General features: G+C 74.2%; 29 protein-coding genes. 22 read left to right on the forward strand and 7 right to left on the reverse strand.

The genetic code is table 11. The features are described from left to right. Positions 1 to 128: 128 nt before the first annotated feature. From rpsP to Ae331Ps2_RS17945, 5 genes are all read left to right on the forward strand, one after another. Positions 129 to 632, forward strand: coding sequence for a 30S ribosomal protein S16 (gene rpsP, locus Ae331Ps2_RS17925; protein ID WP_075307601.1), 504 nt, complete (start codon positions 129 to 131; stop codon positions 630 to 632). Positions 633 to 637: 5 nt separating this feature from the next. Then, a complete protein-coding gene (locus tag Ae331Ps2_RS17930) occupies positions 638 to 868 on the forward strand; it encodes an RNA-binding protein (protein WP_149663515.1) in 231 nt (76 codons plus the stop codon). Continuing rightward, positions 865 to 1,416: a ribosome maturation factor RimM gene (rimM, locus tag Ae331Ps2_RS17935; RefSeq protein ID WP_020625232.1), complete on the forward strand. Its 552-nt coding sequence runs from the start codon at positions 865 to 867 to the stop codon at positions 1,414 to 1,416. The genes Ae331Ps2_RS17930 and rimM overlap by 4 nt, the downstream gene beginning before the upstream one ends. A gap of 97 nt (positions 1,417 to 1,513) precedes the next feature. Continuing rightward, a complete protein-coding gene (locus Ae331Ps2_RS17940) occupies positions 1,514 to 1,729 on the forward strand; it encodes a helix-turn-helix domain-containing protein (RefSeq protein ID WP_020625233.1) in 216 nt (71 codons plus the stop codon). A gap of 14 nt (positions 1,730 to 1,743) precedes the next feature. Next, positions 1,744 to 2,289 carry a Clp protease N-terminal domain-containing protein gene (locus Ae331Ps2_RS17945; protein WP_075307599.1) on the forward strand — a complete coding sequence of 182 codons (546 nt, stop codon included), beginning with the start codon at positions 1,744 to 1,746 and terminating at the stop codon, positions 2,287 to 2,289. A gap of 80 nt (positions 2,290 to 2,369) precedes the next feature. On the opposite strand, the gene Ae331Ps2_RS17950 is transcribed toward Ae331Ps2_RS17945, so the two are convergent. Further along, complete coding sequence (locus Ae331Ps2_RS17950; RefSeq protein ID WP_020625235.1) at positions 2,370 to 3,128, reverse strand: MgtC/SapB family protein; 759 nt, start codon at positions 3,126 to 3,128, stop codon at positions 2,370 to 2,372. Between the two features lie 50 nt (positions 3,129 to 3,178). Here Ae331Ps2_RS17950 and trmD point away from each other — a divergent pair, with 50 nt between their 5' ends. The 10 genes from trmD to Ae331Ps2_RS18000 all read left to right on the forward strand — a co-directional run bounded on the left by trmD (position 3,179) and on the right by Ae331Ps2_RS18000 (position 13,619). After that, a complete protein-coding gene (gene trmD / locus Ae331Ps2_RS17955; RefSeq protein ID WP_075307597.1) occupies positions 3,179 to 3,955 on the forward strand; it encodes a tRNA (guanosine(37)-N1)-methyltransferase TrmD in 777 nt (258 codons plus the stop codon). 409 nt (positions 3,956 to 4,364) lie between these two features. Beyond that, entirely contained in the window at positions 4,365 to 4,721 is a 357-nt protein-coding gene (gene rplS / locus Ae331Ps2_RS17960; protein WP_060714490.1) for a 50S ribosomal protein L19, read from the forward strand. Between the two features lie 42 nt (positions 4,722 to 4,763). Further along, entirely contained in the window at positions 4,764 to 7,082 is a 2,319-nt protein-coding gene (gene lepB, locus Ae331Ps2_RS33375; RefSeq protein WP_249265584.1) for a signal peptidase I, read from the forward strand. 92 nt (positions 7,083 to 7,174) lie between these two features. Further along, entirely contained in the window at positions 7,175 to 7,945 is a 771-nt protein-coding gene (locus Ae331Ps2_RS17970) for a ribonuclease HII (RefSeq protein ID WP_083696300.1), read from the forward strand. Further along, positions 7,942 to 8,265: a DUF2469 domain-containing protein gene (locus tag Ae331Ps2_RS17975; protein WP_020627284.1), complete on the forward strand. Its 324-nt coding sequence runs from the start codon at positions 7,942 to 7,944 to the stop codon at positions 8,263 to 8,265. The genes Ae331Ps2_RS17970 and Ae331Ps2_RS17975 overlap by 4 nt, the downstream gene beginning before the upstream one ends. A gap of 134 nt (positions 8,266 to 8,399) precedes the next feature. After that, entirely contained in the window at positions 8,400 to 8,762 is a 363-nt protein-coding gene (locus tag Ae331Ps2_RS17980) for a YraN family protein (protein ID WP_020627283.1), read from the forward strand. After that, a complete protein-coding gene (locus Ae331Ps2_RS17985; protein ID WP_075307595.1) occupies positions 8,762 to 10,276 on the forward strand; it encodes a YifB family Mg chelatase-like AAA ATPase in 1,515 nt (504 codons plus the stop codon). Before Ae331Ps2_RS17980 ends, Ae331Ps2_RS17985 begins: the two co-directional genes overlap by 1 nt. After that, a complete protein-coding gene (locus Ae331Ps2_RS17990) occupies positions 10,273 to 11,484 on the forward strand; it encodes a DNA-processing protein DprA (protein WP_233147466.1) in 1,212 nt (403 codons plus the stop codon). The genes Ae331Ps2_RS17985 and Ae331Ps2_RS17990 overlap by 4 nt, the downstream gene beginning before the upstream one ends. 31 nt (positions 11,485 to 11,515) lie before the next feature. Continuing rightward, positions 11,516 to 12,601 carry a tyrosine-type recombinase/integrase gene (locus Ae331Ps2_RS17995; protein ID WP_083695700.1) on the forward strand — a complete coding sequence of 362 codons (1,086 nt, stop codon included), beginning with the start codon at positions 11,516 to 11,518 and terminating at the stop codon, positions 12,599 to 12,601. Beyond that, on the forward strand, positions 12,576 to 13,619 hold the full coding sequence (locus Ae331Ps2_RS18000; RefSeq protein ID WP_083695702.1) for a FliA/WhiG family RNA polymerase sigma factor: 1,044 nt from the start codon (positions 12,576 to 12,578) through the stop codon (positions 13,617 to 13,619). Before Ae331Ps2_RS17995 ends, Ae331Ps2_RS18000 begins: the two co-directional genes overlap by 26 nt. Here the strand turns inward: Ae331Ps2_RS18000 and Ae331Ps2_RS18005 are convergent. Then, a complete protein-coding gene (locus Ae331Ps2_RS18005; protein WP_233147467.1) occupies positions 13,576 to 14,364 on the reverse strand; it encodes a M23 family metallopeptidase in 789 nt (262 codons plus the stop codon). The genes Ae331Ps2_RS18000 and Ae331Ps2_RS18005 overlap by 44 nt on opposite strands. 373 nt (positions 14,365 to 14,737) lie before the next feature. Here Ae331Ps2_RS18005 and rpsB point away from each other — a divergent pair, with 373 nt between their 5' ends. From rpsB to Ae331Ps2_RS18030, 5 genes are all read left to right on the forward strand, one after another. Continuing rightward, on the forward strand, positions 14,738 to 15,601 hold the full coding sequence (gene rpsB / locus Ae331Ps2_RS18010) for a 30S ribosomal protein S2 (RefSeq protein WP_060711374.1): 864 nt from the start codon (positions 14,738 to 14,740) through the stop codon (positions 15,599 to 15,601). A gap of 92 nt (positions 15,602 to 15,693) precedes the next feature. Beyond that, entirely contained in the window at positions 15,694 to 16,509 is an 816-nt protein-coding gene (tsf, locus tag Ae331Ps2_RS18015; RefSeq protein ID WP_020622048.1) for a translation elongation factor Ts, read from the forward strand. A gap of 101 nt (positions 16,510 to 16,610) precedes the next feature. Continuing rightward, complete coding sequence (gene frr / locus Ae331Ps2_RS18020; protein WP_020622047.1) at positions 16,611 to 17,168, forward strand: ribosome recycling factor; 558 nt, start codon at positions 16,611 to 16,613, stop codon at positions 17,166 to 17,168. Positions 17,169 to 17,173: 5 nt separating this feature from the next. Next, on the forward strand, positions 17,174 to 18,109 hold the full coding sequence (locus Ae331Ps2_RS18025) for a phosphatidate cytidylyltransferase (RefSeq protein WP_020622046.1): 936 nt from the start codon (positions 17,174 to 17,176) through the stop codon (positions 18,107 to 18,109). After that, positions 18,106 to 18,858 (forward strand): class I SAM-dependent methyltransferase, encoded by a 753-nt coding sequence (locus Ae331Ps2_RS18030; RefSeq protein WP_083695704.1) that lies wholly within the window; start codon positions 18,106 to 18,108, stop codon positions 18,856 to 18,858. Before Ae331Ps2_RS18025 ends, Ae331Ps2_RS18030 begins: the two co-directional genes overlap by 4 nt. Positions 18,859 to 18,879: 21 nt before the next feature. Here Ae331Ps2_RS18030 and Ae331Ps2_RS18035 read toward each other — a convergent pair whose 3' ends face one another. Beyond that, positions 18,880 to 19,365, reverse strand: coding sequence for a Rieske (2Fe-2S) protein (locus Ae331Ps2_RS18035; RefSeq protein ID WP_075307591.1), 486 nt, complete (start codon positions 19,363 to 19,365; stop codon positions 18,880 to 18,882). A 172-nt stretch (positions 19,366 to 19,537) separates the two neighbouring features. Between Ae331Ps2_RS18035 and Ae331Ps2_RS18040 the strand changes: the two genes are divergently transcribed. Together Ae331Ps2_RS18040 and rlmN are read left to right on the forward strand one after the other, a co-directional pair. Beyond that, entirely contained in the window at positions 19,538 to 20,116 is a 579-nt protein-coding gene (locus Ae331Ps2_RS18040; RefSeq protein WP_020622044.1) for a hypothetical protein, read from the forward strand. A gap of 32 nt (positions 20,117 to 20,148) precedes the next feature. Then, positions 20,149 to 21,258 carry a 23S rRNA (adenine(2503)-C(2))-methyltransferase RlmN gene (rlmN, locus tag Ae331Ps2_RS18045; protein ID WP_075307589.1) on the forward strand — a complete coding sequence of 370 codons (1,110 nt, stop codon included), beginning with the start codon at positions 20,149 to 20,151 and terminating at the stop codon, positions 21,256 to 21,258. An 89-nt stretch (positions 21,259 to 21,347) separates the two neighbouring features. Here the strand turns inward: rlmN and Ae331Ps2_RS18050 are convergent, their stop codons facing one another. From Ae331Ps2_RS18050 to Ae331Ps2_RS18065, 4 genes are read right to left on the reverse strand one after another with little or no spacing between them, the layout of a single operon-like run. After that, positions 21,348 to 22,472, reverse strand: coding sequence for an ABC transporter ATP-binding protein (locus tag Ae331Ps2_RS18050; protein ID WP_075307587.1), 1,125 nt, complete (start codon positions 22,470 to 22,472; stop codon positions 21,348 to 21,350). A 30-nt stretch (positions 22,473 to 22,502) separates the two neighbouring features. Then, positions 22,503 to 23,366, reverse strand: a complete 864-nt coding sequence (locus Ae331Ps2_RS18055) for a carbohydrate ABC transporter permease (protein ID WP_020622041.1) — start codon at positions 23,364 to 23,366, stop codon at positions 22,503 to 22,505. Further along, complete coding sequence (locus Ae331Ps2_RS18060; RefSeq protein WP_020622040.1) at positions 23,366 to 24,304, reverse strand: carbohydrate ABC transporter permease; 939 nt, start codon at positions 24,302 to 24,304, stop codon at positions 23,366 to 23,368. Before Ae331Ps2_RS18060 ends, Ae331Ps2_RS18055 begins: the two co-directional genes overlap by 1 nt. Further along, entirely contained in the window at positions 24,301 to 25,698 is a 1,398-nt protein-coding gene (locus tag Ae331Ps2_RS18065; RefSeq protein ID WP_075307585.1) for a sugar ABC transporter substrate-binding protein, read from the reverse strand. Before Ae331Ps2_RS18065 ends, Ae331Ps2_RS18060 begins: the two co-directional genes overlap by 4 nt. Positions 25,699 to 25,799 lie beyond the last annotated feature (101 nt).

Raw genomic sequence — 25,799 nt, forward strand, 5'->3', positions numbered from 1 at the left:
TCGATCGGGTCCGTGGCCGGCCCTCTACCTGCCACGGCCGACACCTACGAGTGAGCGAGCCCGTAACCCCACGCGAGGCAGGCTGACTCATCGCAGCACGAATCGACATTCGCGAGGAGCACCACAGCGTGGCCGTCAAGATCAAGCTGATGCGTCTGGGCAAGATCCGTCAGCCGTACTACCGCGTCGTCGTCGCGGACTCCCGTACGCGCCGCAACGGCCGGGCCATCGAGACGATCGGCAAGTACCACCCGAAGAACGAGCCGAGCCTGATCGAGATCGACTCGGACCGTGCGCAGTACTGGCTGGGCGTCGGCGCGCAGCCGACCGAGTCGGTGCAGAACCTGCTCGAGATCACCGGCGACTGGCAGAAGTTCAAGGGCCTGCCGGGCACCGAGGGCACCCTGAAGCCGCAGGCCGAGAAGGTCGACAAGCTGGCCCGCTTCAACGAGGCGCTGGCTGCGGCGAACGAGGAGCCGACCACCGCGGCCACCACCCCGAAGAAGAAGGGTGGCGACCGCGCCGGCAAGGCCGCTGACGCCGCCCCGGCCGAGGCCGCGACGAAGAGCGACGACGTCGCCGACGCGACCAAGGACGCGGCCGCGCCGGCCACCGAGTCGACCCAGTCGTGACTCTCATGGCGGACGCGCTCGAGCACCTCGTGCGCGGCATCGTCGACCACCCCGACGACGTCCGGGTGGACCTGGTCACCGGGCGTCGCGGTCGGATCCTCGAGGTCCGGGTGCACCCCGACGACCTCGGGAAGGTGATCGGCCGGGGTGGTCGCACCGCCACCGCCCTGCGCAACGTCATCGGTGGTGTGGGCGGTCGCGGCGTGCGCGTCGACGTCGTCGACACCGACCGGTGACGAGTTCCGCACCCGACGACGCCGGCCAGGTCCTGGTCGGCGTCGTCGTGCGTGTACACGGTCTGCGGGGTGAGGTCGTGGTCGAGCCCCGCACCGACGACCCGCGCACGCGGTTCGCGCCTGGTGCCGTCCTACAGGGCCACCGGACCCGCGGCGCGGGTCCCGGGCCGCTCACCGTCACCGGTGCGCGTGCCCACTCGGGTCGCTGGCTCGTGCTCTTCGAGGGCGTCGCCGATCGCGACGCCGCCGAGGCCCTGCGCGGGGTCCAGCTCAGGCTGCCGACCTCCGCGCTCGCCGAGCCGGAGGACCCGGAGGAGTTCCACGTCCACCAGTTGACCGGCCTGCGGGCCGAGCTGGCGGACGGGACCGCGGCGGGCACTGTCTCCGACGTCGTGCACGGGCCCGGCGGGTCCCTGCTGGTCGTCACCCGGCCCGCCGGACACGAGGCGCTCGTCCCGTTCGTCGAGGCGATCGTGCCCACCGTCGACCTGGCGGGGGGACGCGTGGTCCTCGACCCGCCCGACGGGCTGCTCGACCCCCAGGACTGATCGCGGCCCGGCACCCTCCCGTGGTGCCGGGCCGTTCTCGTGGCGCCGGTGTCAACCAAGGTTGACATCGAGTGCGTTGTCAACCTACATTGACACCATGAGCGATGCGACGGCGGTGGCCGCGGCGGCGTCCAGCACGGATCCGGCCGTGGGGCTGCGGGCGGTGGTGGCCCTGCGTGAGCTGCAGGAGTCCCTGGAGGAGCTGCAGGTCACCAACGCCCGCGACCAGGGGTGGTCCTGGCAGCAGATCGCCGACGCGCTGCGGATCAGCCGGCAGGCGGTGCACAAGAAGTACCGCCGGCTCGGCCTGTAGAGGGGGAGACACACATGTTCGAACGGTTCACCGACGAGGCCCGCAGGGTCGTCGTCCTGGCCCAGGAGATCGCCCGGACGAGGTACGCGGGGCGGATCGGGCCGGAGCACCTGCTGCTCGGGGTCCTGGGGTGCCCCGGTACGCCGGGGGAGGAGATCCTCTCCGCGGCCGGGGTCGACGCCCGCACCGTCGCCGAGGAGCTCGACCGGGTGGACGGCGCGCCCGGTGGCGACGCCGACGCCCTCGCCACCCTGGGCATCGACCTCGACGCCGTCCGGAACGCGGTGGAGGCGGGCTTCGGCCCCGGCGCGCTCGACCGACCGCGGCGCGAGCGGTGGCGGGCCGGGCACATCCCGTTCGAGAAGTCGTCGAAGAAGGCGCTCGAGCTGGCGCTGCGCGAGGCGGTCCGGCTGGGCGACCGGTTCATCGGGACCGAGCACGTCCTGCTCGGGCTGCTGCACCCGGACACCACGGCCTCACAGGTGCTCGACCGGTGCGGGGTGACGCTGTACGGCACCCGGGAGGCCGTGGAACGGCGGCGGCCCCGCCGGGCCGGCTGAGCCACCTGGCCGGGTCGCCCGTCCGGACGTCGACGCGCAGGTCATCGGCGTTCACGTCGTCGCTGCTCAGTCGTCGGCGCTCAGTCGTCGGCGCGGTCCGGGTCGTCCGGGTCCTCCGTCGGGTCGACCCTGGTCTGGGCCGAGCGCACCCCGTCGGTCTCCGACAGCGCCGCGGCCAGTCCGTTCAGGTCACCCCGGCCGTCGAGCCGCAGGGTGAGCGCGGCGACCCGGCCGCCGTCGTCGGTGTACGAGCCGCGGTGCACGGACACCCCGGCGACCGAGAAGCCGGCCGCGGTGCAACGCTCCAGGACCCGGCGGAGCACGCCGTGGCCGTCGTCGTAGCGGATCCGCAGCACCGGCGGGCGACGACGGTGCCGTCGCACCACCCGCGCAACCGGCTGCAGACCGCGGGTGACCAGGAAGTGCGCCGCCGTCGCCAGGACGGCCAGCGGGGCCAGGCCCGCGCCGCACGCCGTCCCGACCGCGGCGGCCAGCCAGATCGTGGCCGCGGTGGTGAGCCCGCGCACCACGTCCTGCCGGACGAAGATCAGCCCCGCGCCGATGAACCCGATCCCGGACACGATCTGCGCCGCGATCCGGGACGGGTCCAGGGCGACGTGCTCGGTCGTGAGCAGGTCGGCGAAGCCGTACTTCGAGATGACCATGAACACCGCCGCGCCGACGCCGACCAGCACGTGCGTGCGCAGTCCGGCGCTCTTCGCCCCGGCCTCGCGTTCCAGACCGATCGCCGTCGTCAGCAGTAGGGCGAGCAGCACCGGCGGCAGCAGGCTCCACTGCGCCGCCGTCGACCAGAGCGGCTCGGTCCAGGATTCCGACATGCGCGACCTCCTTCGGGGCGGGGGGACGGGCGCCTGCGACGATCCGCGCCGTGCGGATCGACGTCGTGACCATCTTCCCGTCCTACCTGCAACCGTTGCGCGAGGCACTGCTGGGGCGGGCGATCGACCGCGGGCTGCTGGACGTCGCCGTGCACGACCTGCGGGACTGGACCCACGACGTGCACCAGGCCGTCGACGACTCCCCGTACGGCGGCGGGCCGGGCATGGTCATGCGCCCCCAGGTGTGGGGCGAGGCCCTCGACGACGTGCTGGCCACCCCGGACCTGCCCGCCCGGCTGGTCGTCCCCACCCCGGCCGGGCGGGCGTTCACCCAGGCCACCGCGCACGCCTGGGCCGCCGAGGAGCGGCTGGTGTTCGCCTGCGGCCGCTACGAGGGCATCGACGAGCGCGTGCTGCTCGACGCCCGGGCCCGCGGCATCACCGTCGACGAGGTCTCGATCGGGGACTACGTGCTCGTCGGCGGGGAGGTCGCGGTGCTCGTGATGGTCGAGGCCGTCGCCCGGCTGCTGCCCGGCGTGCTGGGCAACCCGCGCTCGGCCGCCGAGGACTCCTTCTCCGACGGGTTGCTCGAAGGCCCGTCCTACACCCGTCCCGAGGTGTGGCGGGGGCTGGCCGTGCCGGAGGTGCTCCGCGGCGGGAACCACGCCGCGATCGCCCGCTGGCGCCGCGACCGGGCCCTGGAACGGACCCGGGACCGGCGCCCCGACCTGCTCGACGCGCTCGGGCCGGACGCCCTGGACGCCGCCGACCGCGCGGTGCTCGCCGCCGGGCGCCCCGACGACGACGCCGACGGCCCCACCGGCTGAGCGTTCCCGCCGGTCGCGTCCCCGGCCCGGCACCGCGGGGCCGGCCCAGGGCCGTGCGGGGGACCGTCCGGCCGTCGCCCGGCGGGCCCCCACCGGCGACCGGCGGTGCCCGGTGCGTCCGGTACGACCGGCCCCGCGGAGCCGTTCCCGGAGGCCCCGGACCACCGGGTGTCCGGGGCGATCTGCCCGTCTGGCACTATGGACGGGTTGCCAGCGCCGCGTGTGGCGCCCGGTGACGGTCACGTGTGCCCCGGTCCCGCCGGTGGTGCCGGCCGTACCGAGCCCGCCACGTGAGGAGCGTCGTCGCCAGTACGGCACGACCGCCCCGTGGCCCGGGCGCGATCCCGGATCGACCCGGGACCGGCACCGCACGACCCGCACGAACGACACACGAGGACGGACCGTCGACATGAACACCCTGGACGCACTGGACGCGGAGACCCTGCGCTCCGACATCCCGAACTTCCGCCCCGGGGACACCCTCAAGGTGCACGTGAAGGTCATCGAGGGCAACCGCACCCGTACCCAGATCTTCCAGGGCGTCGTCATCCGTCGCCACGGCTCGGGTGCCCGCGAGACCTTCACCGTGCGCAAGATCTCGTTCGGCGTCGGCGTCGAGCGCACCTTCCCGGTGCACACGCCGAACATCGAGAAGATCGAGGTCGCCACCCGCGGTGACGTCCGCCGGGCGAAGCTGTACTACCTCCGCGACCTCCGCGGCAAGGCCGCGAAGATCAAGGAGCGCCGGGAGACCACCGCGTCCTGACCGTCACCCAGTCGTGACGGACCGGTGACGTAATCTCGAAGCGTGGCCTTCCCCGAGCTCCCCGACGACCGCCGGGCCCGCCCCCGGCGGTATCGCGGCAGCGATGTCCCCGAGCGCCCCGGTCGGCGGCGGGCCCCCGAGGACCCGCCGCAGACCGGTGGCGAACCGGGTGGTGACGAGCAGCAGTGGCTGCTCGGCACCGCATTGCAGCACGGGGTGCCCGCCCGGGACGGCTCCGCGGACGGTGAGCCCGAGGGCGCACCGCGCGGGGTCCGTACCCGGCACACGGGCCCGGAGGACGGCGCTGACGGCGCAGGCCCCCGTGGACGTCGCTACCGCAACGGGTTCGACGAGCTCGCCGCCGGGCGCTCAGGTCGGCACGGCGTCGACGGGGCCGCCCCGGCCCCCGCGGACCGGCCCGCCCCGGCCACCGAGGGTCCGGACACGCTGCAGGCCCGCTACGCCGCCCGGCTGAACCGGCCTGACGGCCCCGAGGCCGGCGCCGCACCGAACGGCAGGTCGTGGCCACCTCCCGGCAGCCGCCCGGAGCACGCCCCGGAACCCCGGTACCCGGCATCGCCGGCCGGACGCCCCGAGGGCGCCGGCCGCCACGGCATCCGCCCGGCCCCCGACCAGCCCCTTCCCGACGGCGGGCACGGTCGTCGCGCCGCCGGGTACGACCCGAACAGCGCCGCCGGTCTCGACCCGAGCCGTACTGCGGGGTTCGATCCGAACCGTGCCGCGGGGTTCGACCCGAGCCGTCCTGCCGGGTTCGAACCGAACGCCGCCCCGCCCGTCCGCGGCCCCGGGGCACCTCGTCGCAACGGCCGGCCGGAGGGCCGTTCCCCCGAGGGCCACGCGCCCGACGGGTACGGCCGCCCCGACCCGCGTGGTCGTGGGGCCGGCCGCCCGCCGCTGCGCGGCCCGTCCGGCGAGTACACCAACGGTGCCCACCCGGACCAGCGCCCCGACGGAGCCGCCCCCGGTCAGCCGGACGGCACCGGTGCGTTCGGCGGTCCCGAGCGGTCCGCTCCGCGCGCCGGCCGCCGCCCCGCCGGGCCGCTCGCCGACGGCGCCGTCCCGCCGTCGCGCCGTCCCGTCCCGCCGCCGGTCGACGGCGTCCCGACCACACGTCGCCCCGTCCCGCCGGACGCCGCCACGACCACGCGCCGCCGGGTGCCGACCGAGGCCGACCCGCGGCGTACCCGCGCCGCCGCGGCCCCGGCCGGCGACGACGTCGACCCCGGCGCCGACCCCGAGACCGCCGCCGTCCCGCACCCCGGCTCCGATGCGCCGCCGCGGCCCCCCCGACGCCGCCGTCCGGCGGCCGCGTCGCCGGAACCGCCCGAGGAGCCCGACGAGAACCCCGCCGAGATCCCTGCCGAGCCGGAGGACGGGACGGACGAGCCGGAGCGCGCCACGGGTGGACGCGCCGCACGCCGCAACCGCCCCGTCGGCATCGGCGGCCGGATCGCCGCGCTCACCGGGCGCGGTTCCGCCGCGGCCGCTGCGGGTGAGGAGAAGCCCAAGACGGCGTTCTGGAAGGAGATCCTGCTCCTGGCCGGGGTCGCCATCCTGCTGACGGTCCTCATCCAGACCTTCCTCGCGAAGGTCTACGTCATCCCGTCGAGCTCGATGGAGACGACGCTGCACGGCTGCACCGGCTGCAACAACGACCGGGTGCTCGTCGACAAGGTCACCTACAACTTCACCGACATCAGCCCGGGCGACATCGTGGTCTTCCGCGGCACCGACGGCTGGGCCAGCGAGACCTACAGCGGCGAGGGCAGCGAGAACCCGCTGGTCAAGGGCATGCAGACGCTCGGCTCGCTGGTCGGGATCGCCCCGCCGGACGAGAAGGACTTCGTCAAGCGGGTCATCGCCGTGGGGGGCCAGACCGTCTCCTGCTGCGACGCGCTCAACCAGGTCGTCGTCGACGGGCAGCCGCTGACGGAGCCCTACATCTACTACCTGCCCGAGGCGGGTCCGGCCCGGCAGATCCCGTTCGGCCCGATCACCGTCCCCGAGGGCCAGTACTGGATGATGGGCGACTCGCGGAACAACTCCGCGGACTCCCGGGCGGCGGGGCACGGCCCCATCCCCGAGGCCAACATCATCGGCAAGGTACGGCTGATCGTGCTGCCCTTCGACCGGTTCGGCTGGGTCAGTGCGGTCGACCCGCAGACCACGGCCGACGCGGCCGGGCTGCCGGGGCTGCCCGACGGTCTGCCGCTGGCACTGGGCATCATGGGGACACTGCCGCTCGCGGCCGGTCGCCGACGGGCCCTGCTCGCCCGCGCCGAGGCCGAGCGGTTCCTGCCCGCGACGCGCCCCCCGCACGGGTGGCGCCGGAGAACCTGACCGGGAGCACCGTGCCGGTTCCGCCCACCCGCGCCCGTCCCGCCGGACGGCCGCGTGCCCGCCGACGCCCCGTACGGGTCCTGCCCGACGGGCTGCGTCCGCCGCGTGCCGTCGTCCGCGACGGCGGCACCTGGACCCTGCAGACGGTCCTGCAGCGCCACGGGCTCGGCCCGGTCGCCGGCGTCGACGAGGCCGGTCGCGGTGCCAGCGCCGGACCGCTGGTCGTCGCCGCGGCGGTGCTGCGGCCCGCGGACGCGAAGGCCCTCGACGGGCTGACCGACTCGAAGCTGCTGACCCCGGCCGCCCGTGACCACTGGTACGACCGCATCCGGGCCCGGGCGCTGGACCACGCCGTCGTCGTGATCCCGGCGGCGGAGGTCGACCGCCGCGGGGTGCACGTGGCCAACATCGAGGGCATGCGTCGCGCGGTGGCCGCGCTGACCGCGGTCACGCCCGGCTACGTCCTGACCGACGGCTTCCCGGTCCGCGGCTTCGGCAGCCCGGCCCTCGCGGTGCCGAAGGGCGACCGGGTGGCGGCCTGCATCGCGGCGGCGTCGGTGCTGGCCAAGGTGACCCGGGACCGCATCATGACCGCACTCGACGCCGAGCACGACCGCTACGGCTTCGCGGTGCACAAGGGCTACAACACCCCGGACCACGAGGCCGCGCTGCGCGCACACGGGCCCTGTCCGGAGCACCGGTTCTCCTTCGCGAACGTCGCCGCGGTGGCCGGGCGCGAGGCCCCGGCGGGGCTGGTCCACAATGGGGCGCTCCCCGAGCAGGAACCCGACCCCGGAGACCCGGGGGACACGGTCGGGGCGTGGGAGCCGTTGGAGATCGTCACAGGAGGAGCGGGCCGGTGAGCGCCGAGGATCTCGAGAAGTACGAGACCGAGATGGAGCTCACGCTCTACAAGGAGTACCGCGACATCGTCGCCCAGTTCTCCTACGTCGTGGAGACGGAGCGCCGGTTCTACCTGGCCAACTCCGTCGACGTCGCCCCGCGCAACGCCGACGGCGAGGTCTACTTCGAGGTGCGCATGTCCGACGCGTGGGTGTGGGACATGTACCGCCCGGCGCGGTTCGTCAAGAACGTGCGGGTCGTGACGTTCAAGGACGTCAACATCGAGGAGCTCGACACCCCGGACCTGCGGCTCCCCGACGACGACCAGTTCCCGGGCTGAGCGGGTAGCAGACCCCACCGACGGTTCCACCGTCCCGGCCGCGCGGCCGACGGTGCCCGTCCACAACCGGCGGATCCGTCCACAGCCGGCCGATCCACCCCCGCGACGGGCCCACCCGGCCCGATCGTGGACCCATGGCAGCGAAGGACGAGCTCGGGCGCCGCGGTGAGGACACCGCCGCCGAGTACCTCGAACGGGCACACGGGATGGTCGTGCTCAGCCGCAACTGGCGGTGCACGCACGGCGAGATCGACATCGTCGCGGTCGACCCGCAGCAACGGCTGGTGTTCTGCGAGGTCAAGACCCGTTCCGGTCTCCGCTACGGCGAACCCGCCGAGGCGGTGACCCCCCGCAAGACACGCCGGATCCGGATGCTGGCCAAGGCGTTCATGGCCGCCCACCGGGTCAGCTGGGTCGAGATCAGGTTCGACGTCGTGGCGGTCCTGATCCGACCCGGCCGGCCGGTCACCCTCACCCACTACCCGGCGGCGTTCTGATGCGGCCCCCGGCACGCATCTGGTCGGTCGCGCTGCACGGCGTCGACGGCGTCCCCGTCGAGATCGAGGCGGTCATCGGCGGCGGGATGCCCGGCGTGCACCTCGTCGGCCTGCCCGACGCCGCGCTCAACGAGTCCAAGGACCGGGTGCGGTCCGCGATCGTGCACTCCGGCCGCACCTGGCCCAACGAGCGGATCGTGCTCGCCCTCTCCCCGGCGACACTGCGCAAGACCGGCAGCCGCTTCGATCTCGCACTGGCGCTCGGCGTCCTGGTCGCCGCGGCCGCGGTGCCGCCCGACCGGCTGCGCGGCACCGTGCTGCTCGGCGAGCTCGCTCTCGACGGCAGGCTGCGCCCGGTGCGCGGCGTGCTGCCCTGCCTGCTCGCCGCGCGGGACGCCGGGATGATCCGCGCCGTCGTGCCCCGCGCCACGCTCGCGGAGGCCGCGCTGGTCGACGGCATCGAGGCGTTCGGCGCCGACAGCCTCGGCGACGTCCTGGACTGGGCGACGGGCAACCGGCTGCTGCACCGGCACGACGGCGGACCGGAGGAGGCCCCGGCCGCCGTGGCCCCCGAGCTGGCCGACGTGCTCGGCCAGCACGACGCCCGGCGCGCCCTGGAGATCGCCGCCGCCGGCGGGCACCACCTGCTGATGGTCGGCCCGCCCGGCACCGGCAAGACGATGCTCGCCCAGCGGGTGGTGGGGCTGCTGCCCGAGCTCGACCGCTCCGAGGCGCTGCAGCTCGCCGCGATCCGCTCGGTGGCCGGGCGGCTCGGCGACACCGGGGCGCTCAGCACGTGCGCGCCGTTCGTCGCGCCGCACCACTCGGCGTCGACCGCGGCGCTGCTCGGCGGGGGAAGCGGCGTCGCCCGGCCCGGCGCGGTGTCGCTGGCCCACCGCGGGGTGCTGTTCCTCGACGAGTGCCCGCACTGGCCCGCCTCGGTCCTCGACGGGCTGCGCACCCCGCTGGAGGAGGGCGAGGTCCGGCTGTCCCGCGCCGACGGCACCGTGCGCTATCCGGCCCGTTTCCAGCTCGTCCTCGCAGCGAACCCGTGCCCGTGCGCCCCGCCGATCGACCGTGACTGCACCTGCCGCCCCGACGTCCGCCGCCGCTACCTGTCCCGGCTGTCCGGTCCGCTGCTCGACCGGGTCGACCTGCGGGTGGCGATGGAGCCGGTGACCGCGCTGCGGGTGACCGAGCAGCGGGGCGAGGACACCGCGACCGTCCGCCGCCGGGTGCTCGACGCGCGTGCCGCCGCCGTCGCGCGGTGGTCGGAGCACGGGTGGCGGTGCAACGCCGAGGTGCCCGGCCCCGCCCTGCGGACCCGCTTCCCGCTGCCCGCCCGCGTGATCGCACCGCTGGAGGCCCGGTTGCGCGCCGGTGACCTCAGCGCCCGCGGCGCGGACCGCGCGCTACGGGTCGCGTGGACGCTCAGCGACCTCGCCGGGGCCGACCGGCCCGACCGCGGTCTGGTCGACGCGGCGCTGTACTTCCGCGAGCGGGGTGCCGCGTGAGCGCCCCGGGCCCGGCCGCCGGCACGGGCACCGACATCGCCCGGGGCACCGACATCGGCCGGGGCGTCGGCAGGGTGCCCGAGGAGGTCCTGCGCGCCCGCGCCTACCTGATGCGCTGCGTCGAACCCCCGAACCGGCACCTCGTCGCGCTGGTCGACCGGTACGGGCCGGTCGAGGCGGCCGACCGGCTGCGCCGCGGCGCGGTCCCCGACGAGCTGCTGCGCGCCGCCGCGGCCCGGCGGGGCACCGACCGGTCCGAGGCCGACCTGGAGGAGGCCGCCCACGCCGGGGCCCGCCTGCTCGTGCCGGAGGACCCGGGGTGGCCGTCGTGGCCGTTCCGGTCGTTCGCCGAGGCCCCGCGGGCCGACCTCGCGCCCCCGATCGCGCTGTGGGCCCGCGGGCCGGGGGAGATCGCGACGCTCGCCGACCGGTCGGTCACCGTCGTCGGCTCGCGCGCCGCGACCCCGTACGGGTTGGGCGTGGCCGCGGACTTCTCCGCGACCCTGGCCCGGCGCGGCGTCGCGGTCCTGTCCGGCGCCGCGTTCGGCATCGACGCGGCCGCGCACCGGGGGGCCCTCGCCGTCGACGGTGCGACGGTCGCGGTCCTGGCCTGTGGCCCGGACCGGGTCTACCCGGCCGCGCACACCGGTCTCCTGGAACGGATCGCCGCGACCGGTCTGGTGCTCACCGAGTACCCGCCCGGCACGATCCCCGGGCGGCTGCGGTTCCTGGTCCGCAACCGGCTGCTGGCCGCACTCGGTGTCGGGACCCTCGTCGTCGAGGCCGGGGCGCGCAGCGGGACGAAACGGACCGCCGCCGACGCGACCGCGCTCGGGCGCCCGCTGATGGCGGTGCCGGGCCCGGTCACGTCGGGGATGTCGGTCGGCTGCCACGAGCTGGTTCGCTCGCACCAGGCGGGCCTCGTCGGGCGGCCCGAGGACGTCCTGGAGGTCGTCGGCCGGCTGGGCGTGGACCTCGCCTTGCCGCCGCAGGGGGAGTCCCGCCCGACCGACGGGCTCGACCCGCGGGTGCTCGCGGTCCACGACGCGCTGCCCGCCCGGGCCGCGTGGCCGCCGGGACGGATCGGCGAGGCCGCGGGCGTCGGCCCCGACGAGCTGCGCGCGGCGCTGACCGAGCTGGAGGACCGTGGGCTCGCCGAGTACCACCAGGGGCTGTGGCAGCGCCCGGCACGCCGGGCGGGTCCTTGACCGGCGGCCCTCAGCAGCGGACCGTCCGGTCATGGCGCGCACAGAGTCCACCGGTCCCGCGGCGCCCTCCGGTCCCGCGGCGTCCTCCGATCCCGCAGCCGAGCCGGGCCCCGGCGCGGTCGCGCGTCCCGACGACCGGACCCGGACCGAGGCCGACGGCCCGCCCGCGGACCGGGCGGGCGCTCGTGCTGCAGGCGACCGGACCGCCACCGGTGACGGGCTCGCCCCGGACGTCGCCGCCGCGCTCGAGGAGTTCACCGGGCACCTTCGCCTCGAGCGGAACCGCTCGCCGCACACCGTCCGCGGTTACCGCTCGGACCTCACCGACCTGCTCCGTGGTCTCCCCGGCCTCGGCGCGCTCGACCTGGACCACCTGCGTCGGCGGCTCGGCGCGACGCACGCCGCCGGCGCCGGGCGGGCCACCGTCGCGCGGCGCACCGCCGCGGCCCGTACGTTCTGCGTCTGGGCGGTGCGCACCGGGCGGCTCGACCACGACCCGGCGGCCCGCCTCGGGTCACCGCGCGCGGGCACCGTCCTCCCGGAGGTACCCGCCGCGGCGGAGACCGCGGCGGTGCTGGACGCGGTGACCTCGGGCGCGGCGGAGGACGCCCCGGAGGCCCTGCGCGACCTGCTGGTCCTCGAACTGCTCTACGCGACCGGGATCCGGGTCGCCGAGCTGTGCGGACTCGACGTCGGTGCGATCGACGAGTCCGCCCGTACGTTGCGGGTCCGGGGCAAGGGCGACCGGGAACGGACCGTGGTGTTCGGGGTCCCCGCCGCGCGCGCCCTGCGCCGCTGGCTCGACCACGGCCGACCGGCGCTGGCGACCCCGTCGTCGCCGCCGGCACTGCTGCTGGGCGTGCGGGGCGGGCGGCTCGACCCGCGCGTCGCGCGGACCGTCGTGCACCGCGCGATCCGGGCGGTACCGGGCGTCCCCGACGTCGGGCCGCACGGTCTGCGGCACGCCGCGGCGACGCATCTGCTCGAGGGCGGAGCCGACCTTCGTTACGTACAGGAGTTACTCGGTCACGCTACGCTGTCGACCACGCAGCTCTACACGCACGTGACCGTCGACCGGTTGAAGGTGGTTCATGACCAGGCGCACCCTCGGGCGTGAGGTGTCCCCGACGACACCGCGCCGGCCCGACGCGTTCCCCGCCGCCCTGGCCACGGCCCTCGACCGGGTCGCCGCGGGGGCCGACACACCCCGCGCGGCCGTCCTCGGACCGGTCCCCGACCCACCCGGGTCCCCGCGTCGCGGTCCCCTCGAGGCCACCTCGGGGCAACCGTCGGCGGACGTGGCCCCGGGGTGCATCGCGCTGGTCCCGTCGACGGGCGGGTCGCCCCGCGACACGCCCGACGGCGTCCGAGGTCACCTGAACGAGACCGTCGAGCCGGCGGTCGTGCCGCTGTGGCGCGAGTTCCTCGCCACCCGCGCCCCCGCCGCTCGGCGACGCCTGGTCGAGCACCACGCCCCGCTGGTGCGCGGCGTGGGCACGAAGCTGGCGGTACGGCTGCCGTCGTCGATCGAGCTGGCCGACCTGCTCCAGTCCGGGACGTTCGGCCTGATGGAGGCCGTCGACCGGTTCGACCCCGCCCGCAGGATCCGCTTCGAGGCCTATGCGGCCCAGCGCGTCCGGGGCGCCATGCTCGACGAGCTGCGCGCCCAGGACTGGGTGCCCCGCACCGTGCGGGCGCGCAGCCGCGAGGTCGAGCGGGCCCGCGAGGCGGTGCAGCTCCGGGCCGGGCGCCCCGCGACCGACGGGGAGCTCGCCGCGGAGCTGGGCGTCGCGGTGCGCGAGCTCCGTCAGGCCCGGCGGCCGATGTACCTGGTCAGCGCCGAGGACCTCGGTGCGGGCGGTTCCGCGGGCTCGCCGCTGTCCACGCTCGCGGCCGACGACTCGGTGGACCCGGTGACCGCGGCGGTCCGGCGGGAGACCGGGGCGGAGCTGCGTGCCGCGATCGGTCTGCTGGGGGAGCGGGACCGGCTGGTCCTGCACCTCTACTACGTCGAGAACCGGACACTGGCCGAGATCGGCGGGATCCTCGGGGTCACCGAGTCCCGGGTCTGCCAGCTCCATGCCCGGACGATCACCCGCCTGCGGGCCTCGTTGGAGCCGGCGCTGGCGGGCTGACCTCCGCCGGAGCGTCCTCCGTGGGCTCGGGTGCCCCCTCCCAGGGCAGCAGCCGCACCCGGGGAGGGCGCAGCAGTACCAGCGGATCGAGGTGGTCGAGCCGCTCCCGTCGCACGCCCCAGTGCAGGCAGGCCGCGACCGGGCATCCGGTGTGCCCGGGTTCCAGCGTCCCCACCGGGTCGCCCCCGGCGAGCCGCGCCCCGGCCACGACGCCGGCGGTCACCGGCTCGTAGGTGCTCCGCAACCCGTCGGGGTGGTCGACCGAGACGACGCCGCGCCCGGCGATCCGGCCGGCGAAGACGACGACCCCCTCCCGCGCGACGAGCACCGCCTGTCCGGGGGAACCTGCCAGGTCGGCGCCGCGGTGCCCGCGGCCGTAGCGGAACGCGGGCTTGCGGAACACCGCCGTGACCGCCGGGGGCGGGAGCAGGGGCCACGCGTAGTCCGCCCCCGGTGCCGGGATCCCCGCCCCGGGTGGCCGCGGCGGTGCGGGCGCGGGGCCGACCCCGTCCGGGGGGCCGCCCGGAGCGGGTTCGACGGGCGCGGGGTCGACGGACGCGGGCGCCGCGGACGCAGGTGCGGCGACCGCCGCCCCCGGCGGCACGAGCGCGACACCGATCACCACCACGGCGAGCAGCACCGCCCCCGCCCGCAGCCCGGCCCGCCATCCCGGCGGGCGGGACACGGGGCGCGGGCTCCGGGGCAGGTCGTCGAGCGGGGGAACGGACGGGACGGGCAGAGGCACCCGTCCAGCCTGCGGCGGCGACCGCTCGTCGCCGGGGTGGACCGCCGTCCTGTGGACGTACCGGCCGGTTGTGGACAGCCGCCGTCGGAACCGGGCTCCGCCGCGATCGGCCCGGAGGCCCCGGCGTACACTGGATCCCGCACCACGTCCGTCGTGGTGACTTCGCGCGCCCGCTCGCCCGTCGCGCCGTTCCCCAGGGTACGGCGTCGGGAGCGGAGGCCGGGCGGTCCTGCGATCCCGACGTCACGCTCACGTGTGGCCAGGGGGAGCGGGTCCGGCTCCGCCGCGGGCGCCAGGGTGGTCCACCGACCGGTGGGCCCACGAACCGCCTGCGCGGCACCCGCCGCGCCCGACCGAGAGGTGAACGCAGGCCATGGCCGTCGTCACCATGAAGCAGCTGCTCGACAGCGGCGTGCACTTCGGGCACCAGACCCGTCGCTGGAACCCGAAGATGAAGCGCTACATCCTCACCGAGCGCAACGGCATCTACATCATCGACCTCCAGCAGACGCTGTCGTACATCGACCGCGCCTACGAGTTCGTGCGCGAGACCGTCGCGCACGGCGGGACGATCATGTTCGTCGGCACCAAGAAGCAGGCCCAGGAGGTCATCGCCGAGGAGGCGGCCCGGGTCAACATGCCGTACGTCAACCAGCGCTGGCTGGGTGGCATGCTCACGAACTTCCAGACCGTGCACCGTCGCCTGCAGCGCCTCAAGGAGCTCGAGGCGATGGAGCAGAACGGTGGCTTCGAGGGCCGCTCGAAGCGCGAGATCCTCACGCTGACCCGTGAGAAGGACAAGCTCGAGAAGACCCTCGGCGGTATTCGCGACATGTCCAAGGTCCCGTCCGCCGTCTGGATCGTGGACACCAAGAAGGAGCACATCGCCGTCGGCGAGGCCCGGAAGCTCAAGATCCCGGTCGTCTCCATCCTGGACACGAACTGCGACCCGGACGAGGTCGACTTCCCGATCCCGGGCAACGACGACGCGATCCGCTCGGCCGCGCTGCTGACCAAGGTCATCGCCAAGGCCGCCGCCGACGGTCTGGTCTCCCGTGGCCAGCGCCGTGGCGAGGGTGGCGAGGCCGCCGCCGAGCAGCCGCTCGCCGAGTGGGAGCAGGACGTCCTGGCGGGCAACGAGGTCGGCTCCGACGGTGCCAGCCTCTCCGCCGCCGGTGGCGACGGTGCGGCCGCTGCGACCGCCCCGGCGTCGACCAGCAACGGCACCCAGAACTGAGTACGCGCACCGGGCGGGCCCGCTTCCGTGGGCCCGCCCGGTGCGACCCGGTGACCCATTCCCGTCACGACCCAGAGGACGAGAGACACCCGATGGCGAACTACACCGCCGCCGACGTCAAGCGGCTCCGTGAGCTCACCGGCTCCGGGATGATGGACTGCAAGAAGGCGCTCGAGGAGTCCGAGGGCGACTTCGACAAGGCCGTCGAGCTCCTCCGCATCAAGGGCGCGAAGGACGTGGGCAAGCGCGCCGAGCGCGCCACCGCCAACGGCCTGGTCGTCGCCGACGGCGGCACCCTGGTCGAGCTGGACTGCGAGACCGACTTCGTCGCCAAGTCCGACGACTTCATCGCGCTGGCCGAGAAGATCCTGGCCGCCGCGGTCGCCGAGAAGCCGGCCGACCTCGACGCGCTGCGCGAGACCAAGCTCGACGACGGCACCGTGGGCGAGGCCGTGCAGGCCCTGTCCGCCCGCATCGGCGAGAAGTTCGAGCTGAAGCGCTACGCCCGGGTCGACGGCCAGGCCGCCGTCTACCTGCACAAGCGCGCCACCGACCTGCCCCCGCAGATCGGCGTCCTGCTCGCCTACGAGGGCGACGACGCCGAGGCCGCCCGCGGTCTCGCGATGCAGGTCGCGGCGGCCCGGCCGGAGTACCTGACCCGTGAGCAGGTCCCCGCCGAGATCGTCGAGAACGAGAAGAAGATCGCGGAGGCGACCGCCCGCGAGGAGGGCAAGCCCGAGCAGGTCCTGCCCCGCATCGTCGAGGGCCGGGTCAACGGCTACTACAAGGACGTCGTGCTCCTGGAGCAGGCCTCCGTGGTCGACCCGAAGAAGTCGGTCAAGGCCGTCGCCGACGAGGCGGGTCTGACCATCAACGACTTCGTCCGTTTCGAGGTCGGCCAGAACTGATCCTCCCCGCCCCCGCCCGGGTGGTGCTCCGCGCACCGCCCGGGCGGCGGGTGAGAGGATCGTGACCGCCAGCGAGTACGACCAGGCCGGGGGATGCAACCGTGATCGAGGAAACCCTCTTCGACGTCGAGGAGAAGATGGAGAAGGCCGTCACGGTCGCCCGTGACGATCTGGCGTCGGTGCGTACCGGCCGGGCCACTCCGAACATGTTCTCCAGGATCGTCGTGGACTACTACGGCGCGTGGACCCCGCTGAACCAGCTCGCCTCGGTGTCGATCCCCGAGGCGCGGATGGCGGTCATCAAGCCCTACGACGCCAGCCAGCTCAAGCAGCTCGAGAAGGCGATCGCCGACTCGGACCTCGGCGTCAACCCGTCGAACGACGGGCAGATCATCCGCGTGATCATCCCGCAGCTCTCCGAGGAGCGGCGCCGGGACATGGTCAAGGTCGCCCGGGGCAAGGGTGAGGACGCGCGCGTCGTGCTCCGTGGCCTGCGCCGCAAGGCGATGGACGAGCTGCACCGCATCCAGCGTGACGGCGAGGCCGGCGAGGACGAGGTCGCCCGCGCCGAGAAGGAACTGCAGGGCGTCACGGACCGCTACGTCGCGCAGATCGACGAGCTGGTCAAGAACAAGGAATCCGAGCTCCTCGAGGTCTGAGCCCGGTGCCCTCCTCCTCCGACGCCGCCGTCCCCGTGACCTCCGACCTCCCCGGTGACGGGCCCGCCGGCGTGTCGGCGACCCCGGACGTGCCGAAGCCCGTCCGGGGACAGAAGGGGTACAAGCGGTCCCGGCTGGGTCGCAACCTCGTCGCGGCGATCGCGGTCGGCGTCGGGCTCGGCGTCGTCATCCTGCTGAGCCTGCTGATCCATCGTCAGGGCTTCGTCCTGGTGCTCGCCTGCGTCACCGCGGTCGGGACCTGGGAGCTCGCGGGTGCGCTGCGCCGGGGCGCCGACATCCGCGTGTCGTTGCCGGTGCTGCTGGTCGGCGGTCAGGCCGTCGTCTGGTTGTCCTGGCCGTTCGGCCTGCACGGCGCCGCGATCGCCCTCACCGCCACGGTGCTGGGCTGCCTGCTGTGGCGGATGCGGAGCGGGGCGGCGCACTTCGTGCGCGACATCAGCGCCTCGCTGTTCGTCGCCGTCTATGTGCCGCTGCTGGTGGCCTTCGCCGTGCAGCTGACCGTCGCCCCGGACGGCGTGGGCCGGGTCCTGACCTTCCTGCTCTGCGTGGTCGCCTCCGACGTCGGCGGGTACGCCGCGGGCGTCGTCGCGGGCCGGCACCCGATGGCCCCCACGATCAGCCCGAAGAAGTCCTGGGAGGGCTTCGCGGGCTCGCTGATCGCCGGCATGGCAGTGGGCTCGCTCTGCATGGGGCTGCTGCTCGACGCGCCCTGGTACTGGGGACCGCTGGTCGGCGCGCTGCTCGTCGCGACGGCCACCCTGGGCGACCTCGTCGAGTCGCTGGTGAAGCGCGACATCGGGGTCAAGGACATGGGCAACCTGCTGCCCGGGCACGGCGGTCTGATGGACCGTCTGGACTCGCTGCTGCCGGCCGCGTTCGTCGCCTGGGCGATCCTCGGGATCGTCGTCCCGATCGCGTGAGGCGCACCTACCAGGGGTTCGGCGGACAGCCGAAGCCCGGCCCGGCCATCCCCAGCCCGAACATCTGGAACTGGCCCGAGGTCTACGAGACCGAGAACCGCGCCCAGGACGCCGACGGCGAGCTCTGGGCGGCGCTGTGGGCCGAGACCGGGGGCTGGGCGGGCGCCGACGTCGTCGACGTCGGCTGCGGCGACGGCTTCCACCTGCCGCGCTTCGCCGAACGGGCCGCCACCGTCACCGGTGTCGAGCCGCACCCGCCGCTGGTCGAACGGGCACGTCGGCGCGTCGCCGACGACCCCCGCATCACCCTGCACACCGCGGGCGCCGAGCGGCTCCCGTTGCCGGACGCGAGTGCCGACCTGGTCCACGCCCGCACCGCCTACTTCTTCGGGCCGGGCTGCGAGCCGGGGCTCGCCGAGGCCGAGCGGGTGCTCCGCCCGGGCGGGGTGCTCGCCGTCGTCGACCTGGACTTCACGGCGCGGCCCTATGGGACGTGGCTGCGCGCGGACCTGCCGCGCTACGACGCGCCCGCGGTCGACCGGTTCTTCGCCGCCCACGGCTTCGCGCTGCGCCGGGTCACCTCGACCTGGCGGTTCGACTCCCGCGCGGACCTGGAGGAGGTCCTGCGCATCGAGTTCTCCCCGCGCACCGCGCGCCGGGCGATCGACGACGTCGCCGACCGCACCGTGCGCGTGGGCTACCGGCTCCACACCCGGCGCCGCGCGGACGGCCTCGTGCTGCCGTCCTGAGCCGCGGCGCCGGGAGCGGGCTCAGGACAGGGTGATCGACCCGTCCGCGACGGTGACCTGCCGCGGGTCGAGCGGCCGCTGGGCCGGTCCGTCGAGGACGGCGCCGTCGAGGGAGAAACGGCTGTTGTGGCACGGGCAGACGATCTGCCCGTCGGTGATCTGGCTGACGGCGCAGCCCTGGTGCGGGCAGACCGCGGACAGCCCGGTGAACGTCCCCTGCTGCGGCTGGGTGACGACGACCTGGGCGTCGGTGAAGATCGCGCCGCCGCCGACCGGTACCGCGGACGCCGGGCCGAGGACGGTGCCGGGGGAGCCCTGCGGGGCGTCCCCGCTCTGGGCCTGACCACCGTTGTCGGTGGTGGTGGAACCGCTGCCGCCACCGCAGGCGGCGACCGCGCCGATCGCGGCCACGCCGGCGCCGGCGATCATCGCGCGGCGACCGAGGGCGGGACCTCCGGCGCGCGGGGCGGGCTCGGGGTCGGTGGAGGACGTCGTGGGGAGGGTCATGGCTCTCCTGGGGGAGGCCGGGCGGGGCCCGGCGGTGTGGTGGTGGCGGCCCGGGGGTTCGGGGACCCGGGCACGTGACGAGCCTCCCATGATGTCCGGTTCGAGGGAGGACGGGTGTGTCGTTCCGCCACACCCGCGCCGTGTCCCGGGGCGCTCTCGCTACCGTGGGTGCATGCCGTACACGATGCGCCAGCCGTCGCTGGGCGTTCCCGTGCCGAGTCTGGAGATCGTCCTGGGCCTGCTCGCCTGGGCGGTCGGCGCGGGTGGCCTCGGGAACGGGTTCGCCACCGTCCTCGTCGCGCTCGGGATCTTCCTGACCGCGTACCTGTGGATCGTGCGCCGGCGCAACGCCGCGATGGCGGTGACCCTGCACCCCGAGCGCAAGCGCCGGATGCAGCGGCTGATCGTGATCGGCGTCGCGGGGATCGTGCTGCTGCCGTTGCTGCTGTCCCTGGTCGGCTACGGCGAGCTGTCCACCCCCCTGTCCGCCGCGCTCGTCGGGGTGCTGCTGATCCAGGCGTCCACCGTGCTGGAGGAGCGCAGCCTCGTCGCGACCGGCGGCCTGGTCCTGCTCATCGCCGCGTTCGGCGCCTTCCTGGCCCTGACCTACCAGGGGCAGGGGACCGGGTCCGCGGTGCCGGTGACCGGTCTCTGCGCCGGGATCGTGCTGTGGGTCGCGGCCGCGCGCAGGCTCGGGATCCTGGAGGACCTGTCCCGGCGCTTCAACGTGCGGATCCCCGGGATCCGCTGACCCGCGACCGGGCTGGCACACTGGGGGGTGCCATGTCCAGCCTCCCGCTCGTCTTCGACGCACCCCGCCGCGGTACTCCGCCCCGCCACCTCGCCGACCTCGACCCGGCCGACCGTGCCGCCGTCGCGCAGGAGCTCGGCGTACCGCGGTTCCGCCTCGACCAGTTGGCCCGCCACTGGTTCGGTCGTCTCACCGACGACCTCGACGCCATGAGCGACCTCGGCGGTGACGTCCGGGAGCAGCTGCGTCCGCTGCTCCCGCCGCTGGTCACGCCGTTGACCGAGAAGGCGTGCGACGGCGGCGCCACCCGCAAGACGCTGTGGCGCGGCCACGACGGCGTGCTCGCCGAGAGTGTCCTGATGCGCTACCCGGACCGGGCGACGGTCTGCATCTCCAGCCAGGCGGGCTGCGGGATGGCGTGCCCGTTCTGCGCGACCGGCCAGGGCGGTCTGCAGCGCAACCTGTCGACCGCCGAGATCGTCGACCAGGTCCGCCGCGCCGCGGCCCAGGCGCGCGACGGGGTGCTGGACGAGCCGACCCGGTTGTCGAACGTCGTGTTCATGGGGATGGGCGAGCCGCTCGCCAACTACAAGCGGGTCGTCGCCGCCGTCCGCCGGATCACCGAGCCCGCCCCGGACGGGCTGGGCATCTCCGCCCGCGGGGTCACCGTGTCCACCGTCGGGCTGGTCCCGGCGATCGACCGGCTCCGCGAGGAGGGCATCCCGGTCACCCTGGCGATCTCGCTGCACTGCCCGGACGACGAGCTGCGCGACACCCTCGTCCCGGTCAACAACCGGTGGAAGGTCGCCGAGGTCCTCGACGCGGGCCGCCGCTACGCCACCACGACCGGCCGCCGCGTCTCCATCGAGTACGCGCTGATCCGTGACGTGAACGACCAGCCGTGGCGCGCCGACATGCTGGGGAAGGTCCTGCGGCAGCACATCGGGACCTCGAGGGTGCACGTCAACCTGATCCCGCTGAACCCGACGCCGGGCAGCGAGTGGGACGCCTCGCCCAAGCCCGTCGAGGAGGAGTTCGTGCGCCGGGTCCGCGCGGCCGGCGTCGCCTGCACCGTCCGCGACACCCGCGGCCAGGAGATCGACGCGGCCTGCGGCCAGCTCGCCGCCTCGCACCCGGGCTGACCCGCCCGGCGGCCCCTCGTGCCGCTCGCCGCGTCGCATCCGGGCCGGTCTCCGCCCGGCGGCCCCCTCGCGCCGCCGGGCAGAGCCGCTCAGAGCCGGTCGCCGGTCTCCGGGTGGAACAGGTGCAGCCCCTCGGTCGAGGGCGTCAGCGCCACCCGGTCCCCGCGCCGTGCGCCGGTGCGTCCCGCGGTCCGCACGACGACGGCGTCGTCACGCGAACCGGTCAGCGAGGCCGTCGCCGACAGGTCACCGGCGACCTCGGCGAGGGTGCCGTAGAGGTAGGCGTCCGATCCCAGCTCCTCGACGACGTCGACCCGGGCCGGGATGCCCTCGCCGCCGTCGGGGGAGACCGTCCACTGCTCGGGACGGATGCCGAGGGTCACCTCGGTGAGCCGCTGCGCCCCGATCGTCGACCGGGCGTCCTGGGGCAGGGCGATCTCCCGCCCGGCCAGGGTCACCCCGCGCTCGGTCACCCGCGCGGTGAACAGGTTCATCGCCGGCGAGCCGATGAACCCGGCGACGAACGCGTTCTGCGGCCGGTCGTACAGGTCGGCCGGGGTGGCGAACTGCTGCAGCTTGCCGTCGGCCAGCAGCGCGACGCGGTCGCCCATCGTCATGGCCTCGACCTGGTCGTGGGTGACGTAGACGGTGGTGACGCCCAGCCGCCGCTGCAGCGCGGCGATCTCGGTGCGGGTCTGCACCCGCATCTTCGCGTCGAGGTTCGACAGCGGCTCGTCCATCAGGAAGACCCGCGGCTCGCGCACGATCGCCCGGCCCATCGCGACGCGCTGGCGCTGGCCGCCGGACAGCGCGCGCGGCTTGCGGTCGAGGTAGTCGGTCAGGCCGAGGATCTCGGCGGCCTCCTTGACCTTGACCGCACGCTCGGCCTTGTCGATCCCGGCCATCTTGAGCGGGAACGCCATGTTCTCCCCGACGGTCTTGTTCGGGTAGAGCGCGTAGTTCTGGAACACCATGGCGATGTCGCGGTCGCGCGAGGGCACCCCGACCATGTTCTCGCCGTCGATCCGGATCGAGCCGCCGTCGATCTCCTCGAGGCCCGCGAGCATCCGCAGCGCCGTCGACTTGCCCGATCCGGACGGCCCGACGAGCACGACGAACTCGCCGTCCTCGATCGTCAGGTCCAGCCGGTCGACGGCAGGCTTCGCCCCGGGGGTGTAGATCCGAGATGCCTGGTCGAACACCACGTCAGCCACGGCGGGCTCCCATCCTGTTCACGAACACGATCACTTGACGGCCCCGAAGGACAGGCCCTGGACCAGCTTGTTCTGGGCGATCCAGCCGGCGATGACCACCGGCAGCGCGGCCACGGTCGCCGCGGCGCACAGGCTGGCGAAGTAGAGGCCCTCGGAGGTGATGAACCCGACGAGGTACACGGGCACGGTCGCGGCCCGGGAGGCGGTGAGGTTCACCGCGAAGAAGAACTCGTTCCAGGCGAAGATCATGCAGATCAGCGCCGTGGCGGCCATGCCGGGCGAGATGATCGGCAGCACGACCTCGCGGAGCGAGCGCCACAGCGACGCGCCGTCCATGCTCGCGGCCTCCAGGAGCTCCTTGGGGACCTCCAGGAAGAACGACCGCATCATCCACACCGCGATCGGCAGGTTCATCGCCGTGTAGAGCACGACGAGCGTCCAGATGTTGTCCAGCGCGCCCAGGTAGTTCACGACGACGTAGATCGGCACGATCGCGGCGACGACCGGCAGCATCTTGGTCGAGATGAAGAAGAACAGCACGTCCTGGGTCTTCTTCACGGGCCGCAGCGACAGCGCGAACGCGGCCGGGGTGCCCAGCAGGAGCACCAGGACCGTCGAGGCGACCGTCGCGAACAGCGAGTTGAGCAGGTAGGGCCCGACGCCGCCGCCGAACACCTCGGCGAAGTTGTCGAAGGTGGGTGCGAAGAACACCGTCGGCGGGATCGTGACGGCCTGCGCCTCGGTCTTGAAGGCGGTCATCACCATCCACAGCACCGGGAAGAAGAACCCGAGCCCGACGATCCAGGCCAGGACGCCCAACAGCGGCCCGGCCCCGCGCGGGGCCTTCCGCGGCGTCGTCGCGGGGGTGGAGGTCCGTTCGGCGACTGCGGTCATCACGCCTCCTCGGCGGCGGAGAAGCTGCGGAAGATCAGACGCAGCGCCAGGGTTGCCACGATGATCGTCGCCACCACGGTGACCACGCCCATCGCGGCGGACTCACCGATGTCGAAGCCCAGGAACGCCCGCTGGTAGATGTAGAACGGCAGGTTCGCCGACGCCGTACCCGGACCGCCCTGGGTCATCATGTAGATCGTGTCGAACGTGTTGACCAGGTAGATCGCGCCGAGCACAACACCCAGCTCGATGAACCGCTGCAGGTGCGGCAGCGTCACCTCGCGGAACACCGCGAACCCGGTCGCCCCGTCCATCCGGGCGGCCTCGAGGACCTCCTGCGGCTGCGAGCCGAGCCCGGCGAGGATCAGCAGCATCATGAACGGCGTCCACTGCCACACCAGCGCGATGATCACCGCGGCCCGCGGGAAGGTGGACACCCAGTCGGTCTGCCCGGCGCCGAACGGCGAGAGCAGGAAGTTCACCAGGCCGTAGGTGGGGTCGAACAGGACCGACTTCCACAGCAGGGCACCGGCGACCGGGGTGATCAGGAACGGCGTGATGATCAGCGTCCGGACGATGCCGCGGCCCAGGAACGCACGGTTGAGCAGCAGCGCGATCAGCAGCCCGAGGACCATCGCGATGGCCACCGACCCCAGGGTCAGCAGGATCGAGTTCAGCGCGACCCCGCGGAACTGCGAGTCGGTGAACACCGTCGCGTAGTTCTCCAGCCCGACGAAGCGCTGGCTGCCGGGGCGTACCAGGTTCCAGGACTGCAGCGAGTACCAGATCGTCACCAGGAACGGCAGCTGCGTGATGATGATCGTGAAGATCAGCGCGGGCAGCAGCGGGGCCCGGCGGATCCAGCCGTCGCGGCGCTGTGCTGCCGGCGAGGTCTGCCGTTCCGGTGCCGCCTGCGGTGGTGCCTCTGTGGTCGTCACCGGTCGCCCCCGCTCTGCTGGTAGGACTCGCCGACGGTCTCGGCGTAGCTCTGGGCCTCGTCGAGGGCCTCGTCGGCGGTCTGCTGTCCGGCGATCGCCGCGGAGATCTGCTGGCTGACCCGGGTCCCCAGGTCCTGGAACTCGGGGATCCCGACGAACTGCAGCCCGGTGTACGGGACGGGGTCGCGCGTCGGCCGGTCCTGGTCGGCGGCGTTGATCGCGGCAATGGTCTGCGGCGCGTAGGCCTTCGACGCCGCGACGTACTCGGGGATCCGGTAGGTCGACTGGCGGGCGCCGGGCGGGACGGAGGTCCAGCCGAGGTCCTCGCCGACCATCTCCTGGTACGGCTTGGACGTCATCCAGGACAGGAACTTCCAGGTCGCGTCGACCTGCTCGGGGCCCTTCTCCGCGGTGGTGCGGGGGATGGCCAGCGCCCACGAGTACAGCCAGCCCGAGGACAGGCCGTCGACGCCGGTCGGCGCCGGCGCGTAGCCGACCTTCCTGGCGACGTTGGACTGGGCCGGGTCCTCCAGCAGGCCCGCGGCGACGGTGGCGTCGAACCACATCGCCGTGTTGCCCTGGCTGAACTGGTTGCCGCACTCGGAGAACCCGGAGCCCGCCGCACCGGCCTGGCCGTCGCGACGGAGGAGATCGACGTAGAAGTTGACCGCCTTGCGCACCTCGGGCGAGGTCAGCTGTGCGTTCCAGTCCTGGTCGAACCAGCGACCACCGTAGGAGTTGATCATCGCGTCGACCGGGGCCATGACCTCGCCCCACCCGGGCTTGCCGCGCAGGCAGATGCCGCCACGGCCCTGCTGGCGGTCGGTGAGGCGGTCGGCGAACTGCGCCACCTGGTCCCAGGTCGGCTTCGCGGGCATGGTCAGCCCGGCCTGGGCGAAGAGGTCCTTGCGGTACATCAGGAACGCGGACTCGCCGTAGAACGGCACCGAGTACATGTGCCCGTCGGGGCCGGACAGGGCGCCGCGGATCGTCGGGATGAAGTCGTCGCGGTCGTAGCCGGGGGTGGCGTCCATCAGCGGGTCGAGGTCGACCAGCCAGCCGTTGCGGGCCCACTGGGGGGTCTCGTAGTTCGAGATCATCACGGCGTCGAACTCGTCGCCGCCGGTGGCGACCGACGCGGTGATCTTCGCGCGGGCCTCGTTCTCCGACAGGCTGACGAAGCGCACGGTGATGCCGGGGTTCTCGGCCTCGAACCGCGGGCTGAGCTCGATCGCGTCCTCCATCTGGGGGTTCGACACGATCGCGATCGTCACGATCCGCGTACCTTCGGGCAGGCCGAACGTGCCGGCACCGGCGCAGCCGGTGAGGGCGAGGCCGATGACCGCCAGTAGCGCGGTGAGAACGGCGGGACGCGACCTGGTTCTCGGGCGCACGGGCACTCTCCTCGTCGAGGGCTCCGACGGGTGTGCAACGGTGTGATCCGGGACACGTCCGTCCGGTATGACCGGTGCACGGTAAGTGCGGAGCAACCGCT

The organism is Pseudonocardia sp. Ae331_Ps2 (assembly GCF_001932405.1).
Lineage (GTDB): Bacteria > Actinomycetota > Actinomycetes > Mycobacteriales > Pseudonocardiaceae > Pseudonocardia.

Bases quoted from the DNA above. Each gene is read 5' to 3' on its own strand.
- Ae331Ps2_RS17930 (WP_149663515.1), top strand. From the start codon at position 638: ATGGCGGACGCGCTCGAGCACCTCGTGCGCGGCATCGTCGACCACCCC.
- Ae331Ps2_RS17940 (WP_020625233.1), top strand. From the start codon at position 1,514: ATGAGCGATGCGACGGCGGTGGCCGCGGCGGCGTCCAGCACGGATCCG.
- Ae331Ps2_RS17945 (WP_075307599.1), top strand. From the start codon at position 1,744: ATGTTCGAACGGTTCACCGACGAGGCCCGCAGGGTCGTCGTCCTGGCC.
- Ae331Ps2_RS17950 (WP_020625235.1), bottom strand. From the start codon at position 3,128: ATGTCGGAATCCTGGACCGAGCCGCTCTGGTCGACGGCGGCGCAGTGG.
- rplS (WP_060714490.1), top strand. From the start codon at position 4,365: ATGAACACCCTGGACGCACTGGACGCGGAGACCCTGCGCTCCGACATC.
- Ae331Ps2_RS17980 (WP_020627283.1), top strand. From the start codon at position 8,400: ATGGCAGCGAAGGACGAGCTCGGGCGCCGCGGTGAGGACACCGCCGCC.
- Ae331Ps2_RS17985 (WP_075307595.1), top strand. From the start codon at position 8,762: ATGCGGCCCCCGGCACGCATCTGGTCGGTCGCGCTGCACGGCGTCGAC.
- Ae331Ps2_RS17995 (WP_083695700.1), top strand. From the start codon at position 11,516: ATGGCGCGCACAGAGTCCACCGGTCCCGCGGCGCCCTCCGGTCCCGCG.
- Ae331Ps2_RS18000 (WP_083695702.1), top strand. From the start codon at position 12,576: ATGACCAGGCGCACCCTCGGGCGTGAGGTGTCCCCGACGACACCGCGC.
- rpsB (WP_060711374.1), top strand. From the start codon at position 14,738: ATGGCCGTCGTCACCATGAAGCAGCTGCTCGACAGCGGCGTGCACTTC.
- tsf (WP_020622048.1), top strand. From the start codon at position 15,694: ATGGCGAACTACACCGCCGCCGACGTCAAGCGGCTCCGTGAGCTCACC.
- Ae331Ps2_RS18035 (WP_075307591.1), bottom strand. From the start codon at position 19,365: ATGACCCTCCCCACGACGTCCTCCACCGACCCCGAGCCCGCCCCGCGC.
- Ae331Ps2_RS18040 (WP_020622044.1), top strand. From the start codon at position 19,538: ATGCCGTACACGATGCGCCAGCCGTCGCTGGGCGTTCCCGTGCCGAGT.
- rlmN (WP_075307589.1), top strand. From the start codon at position 20,149: ATGTCCAGCCTCCCGCTCGTCTTCGACGCACCCCGCCGCGGTACTCCG.
- Ae331Ps2_RS18055 (WP_020622041.1), bottom strand. From the start codon at position 23,366: ATGACCGCAGTCGCCGAACGGACCTCCACCCCCGCGACGACGCCGCGG.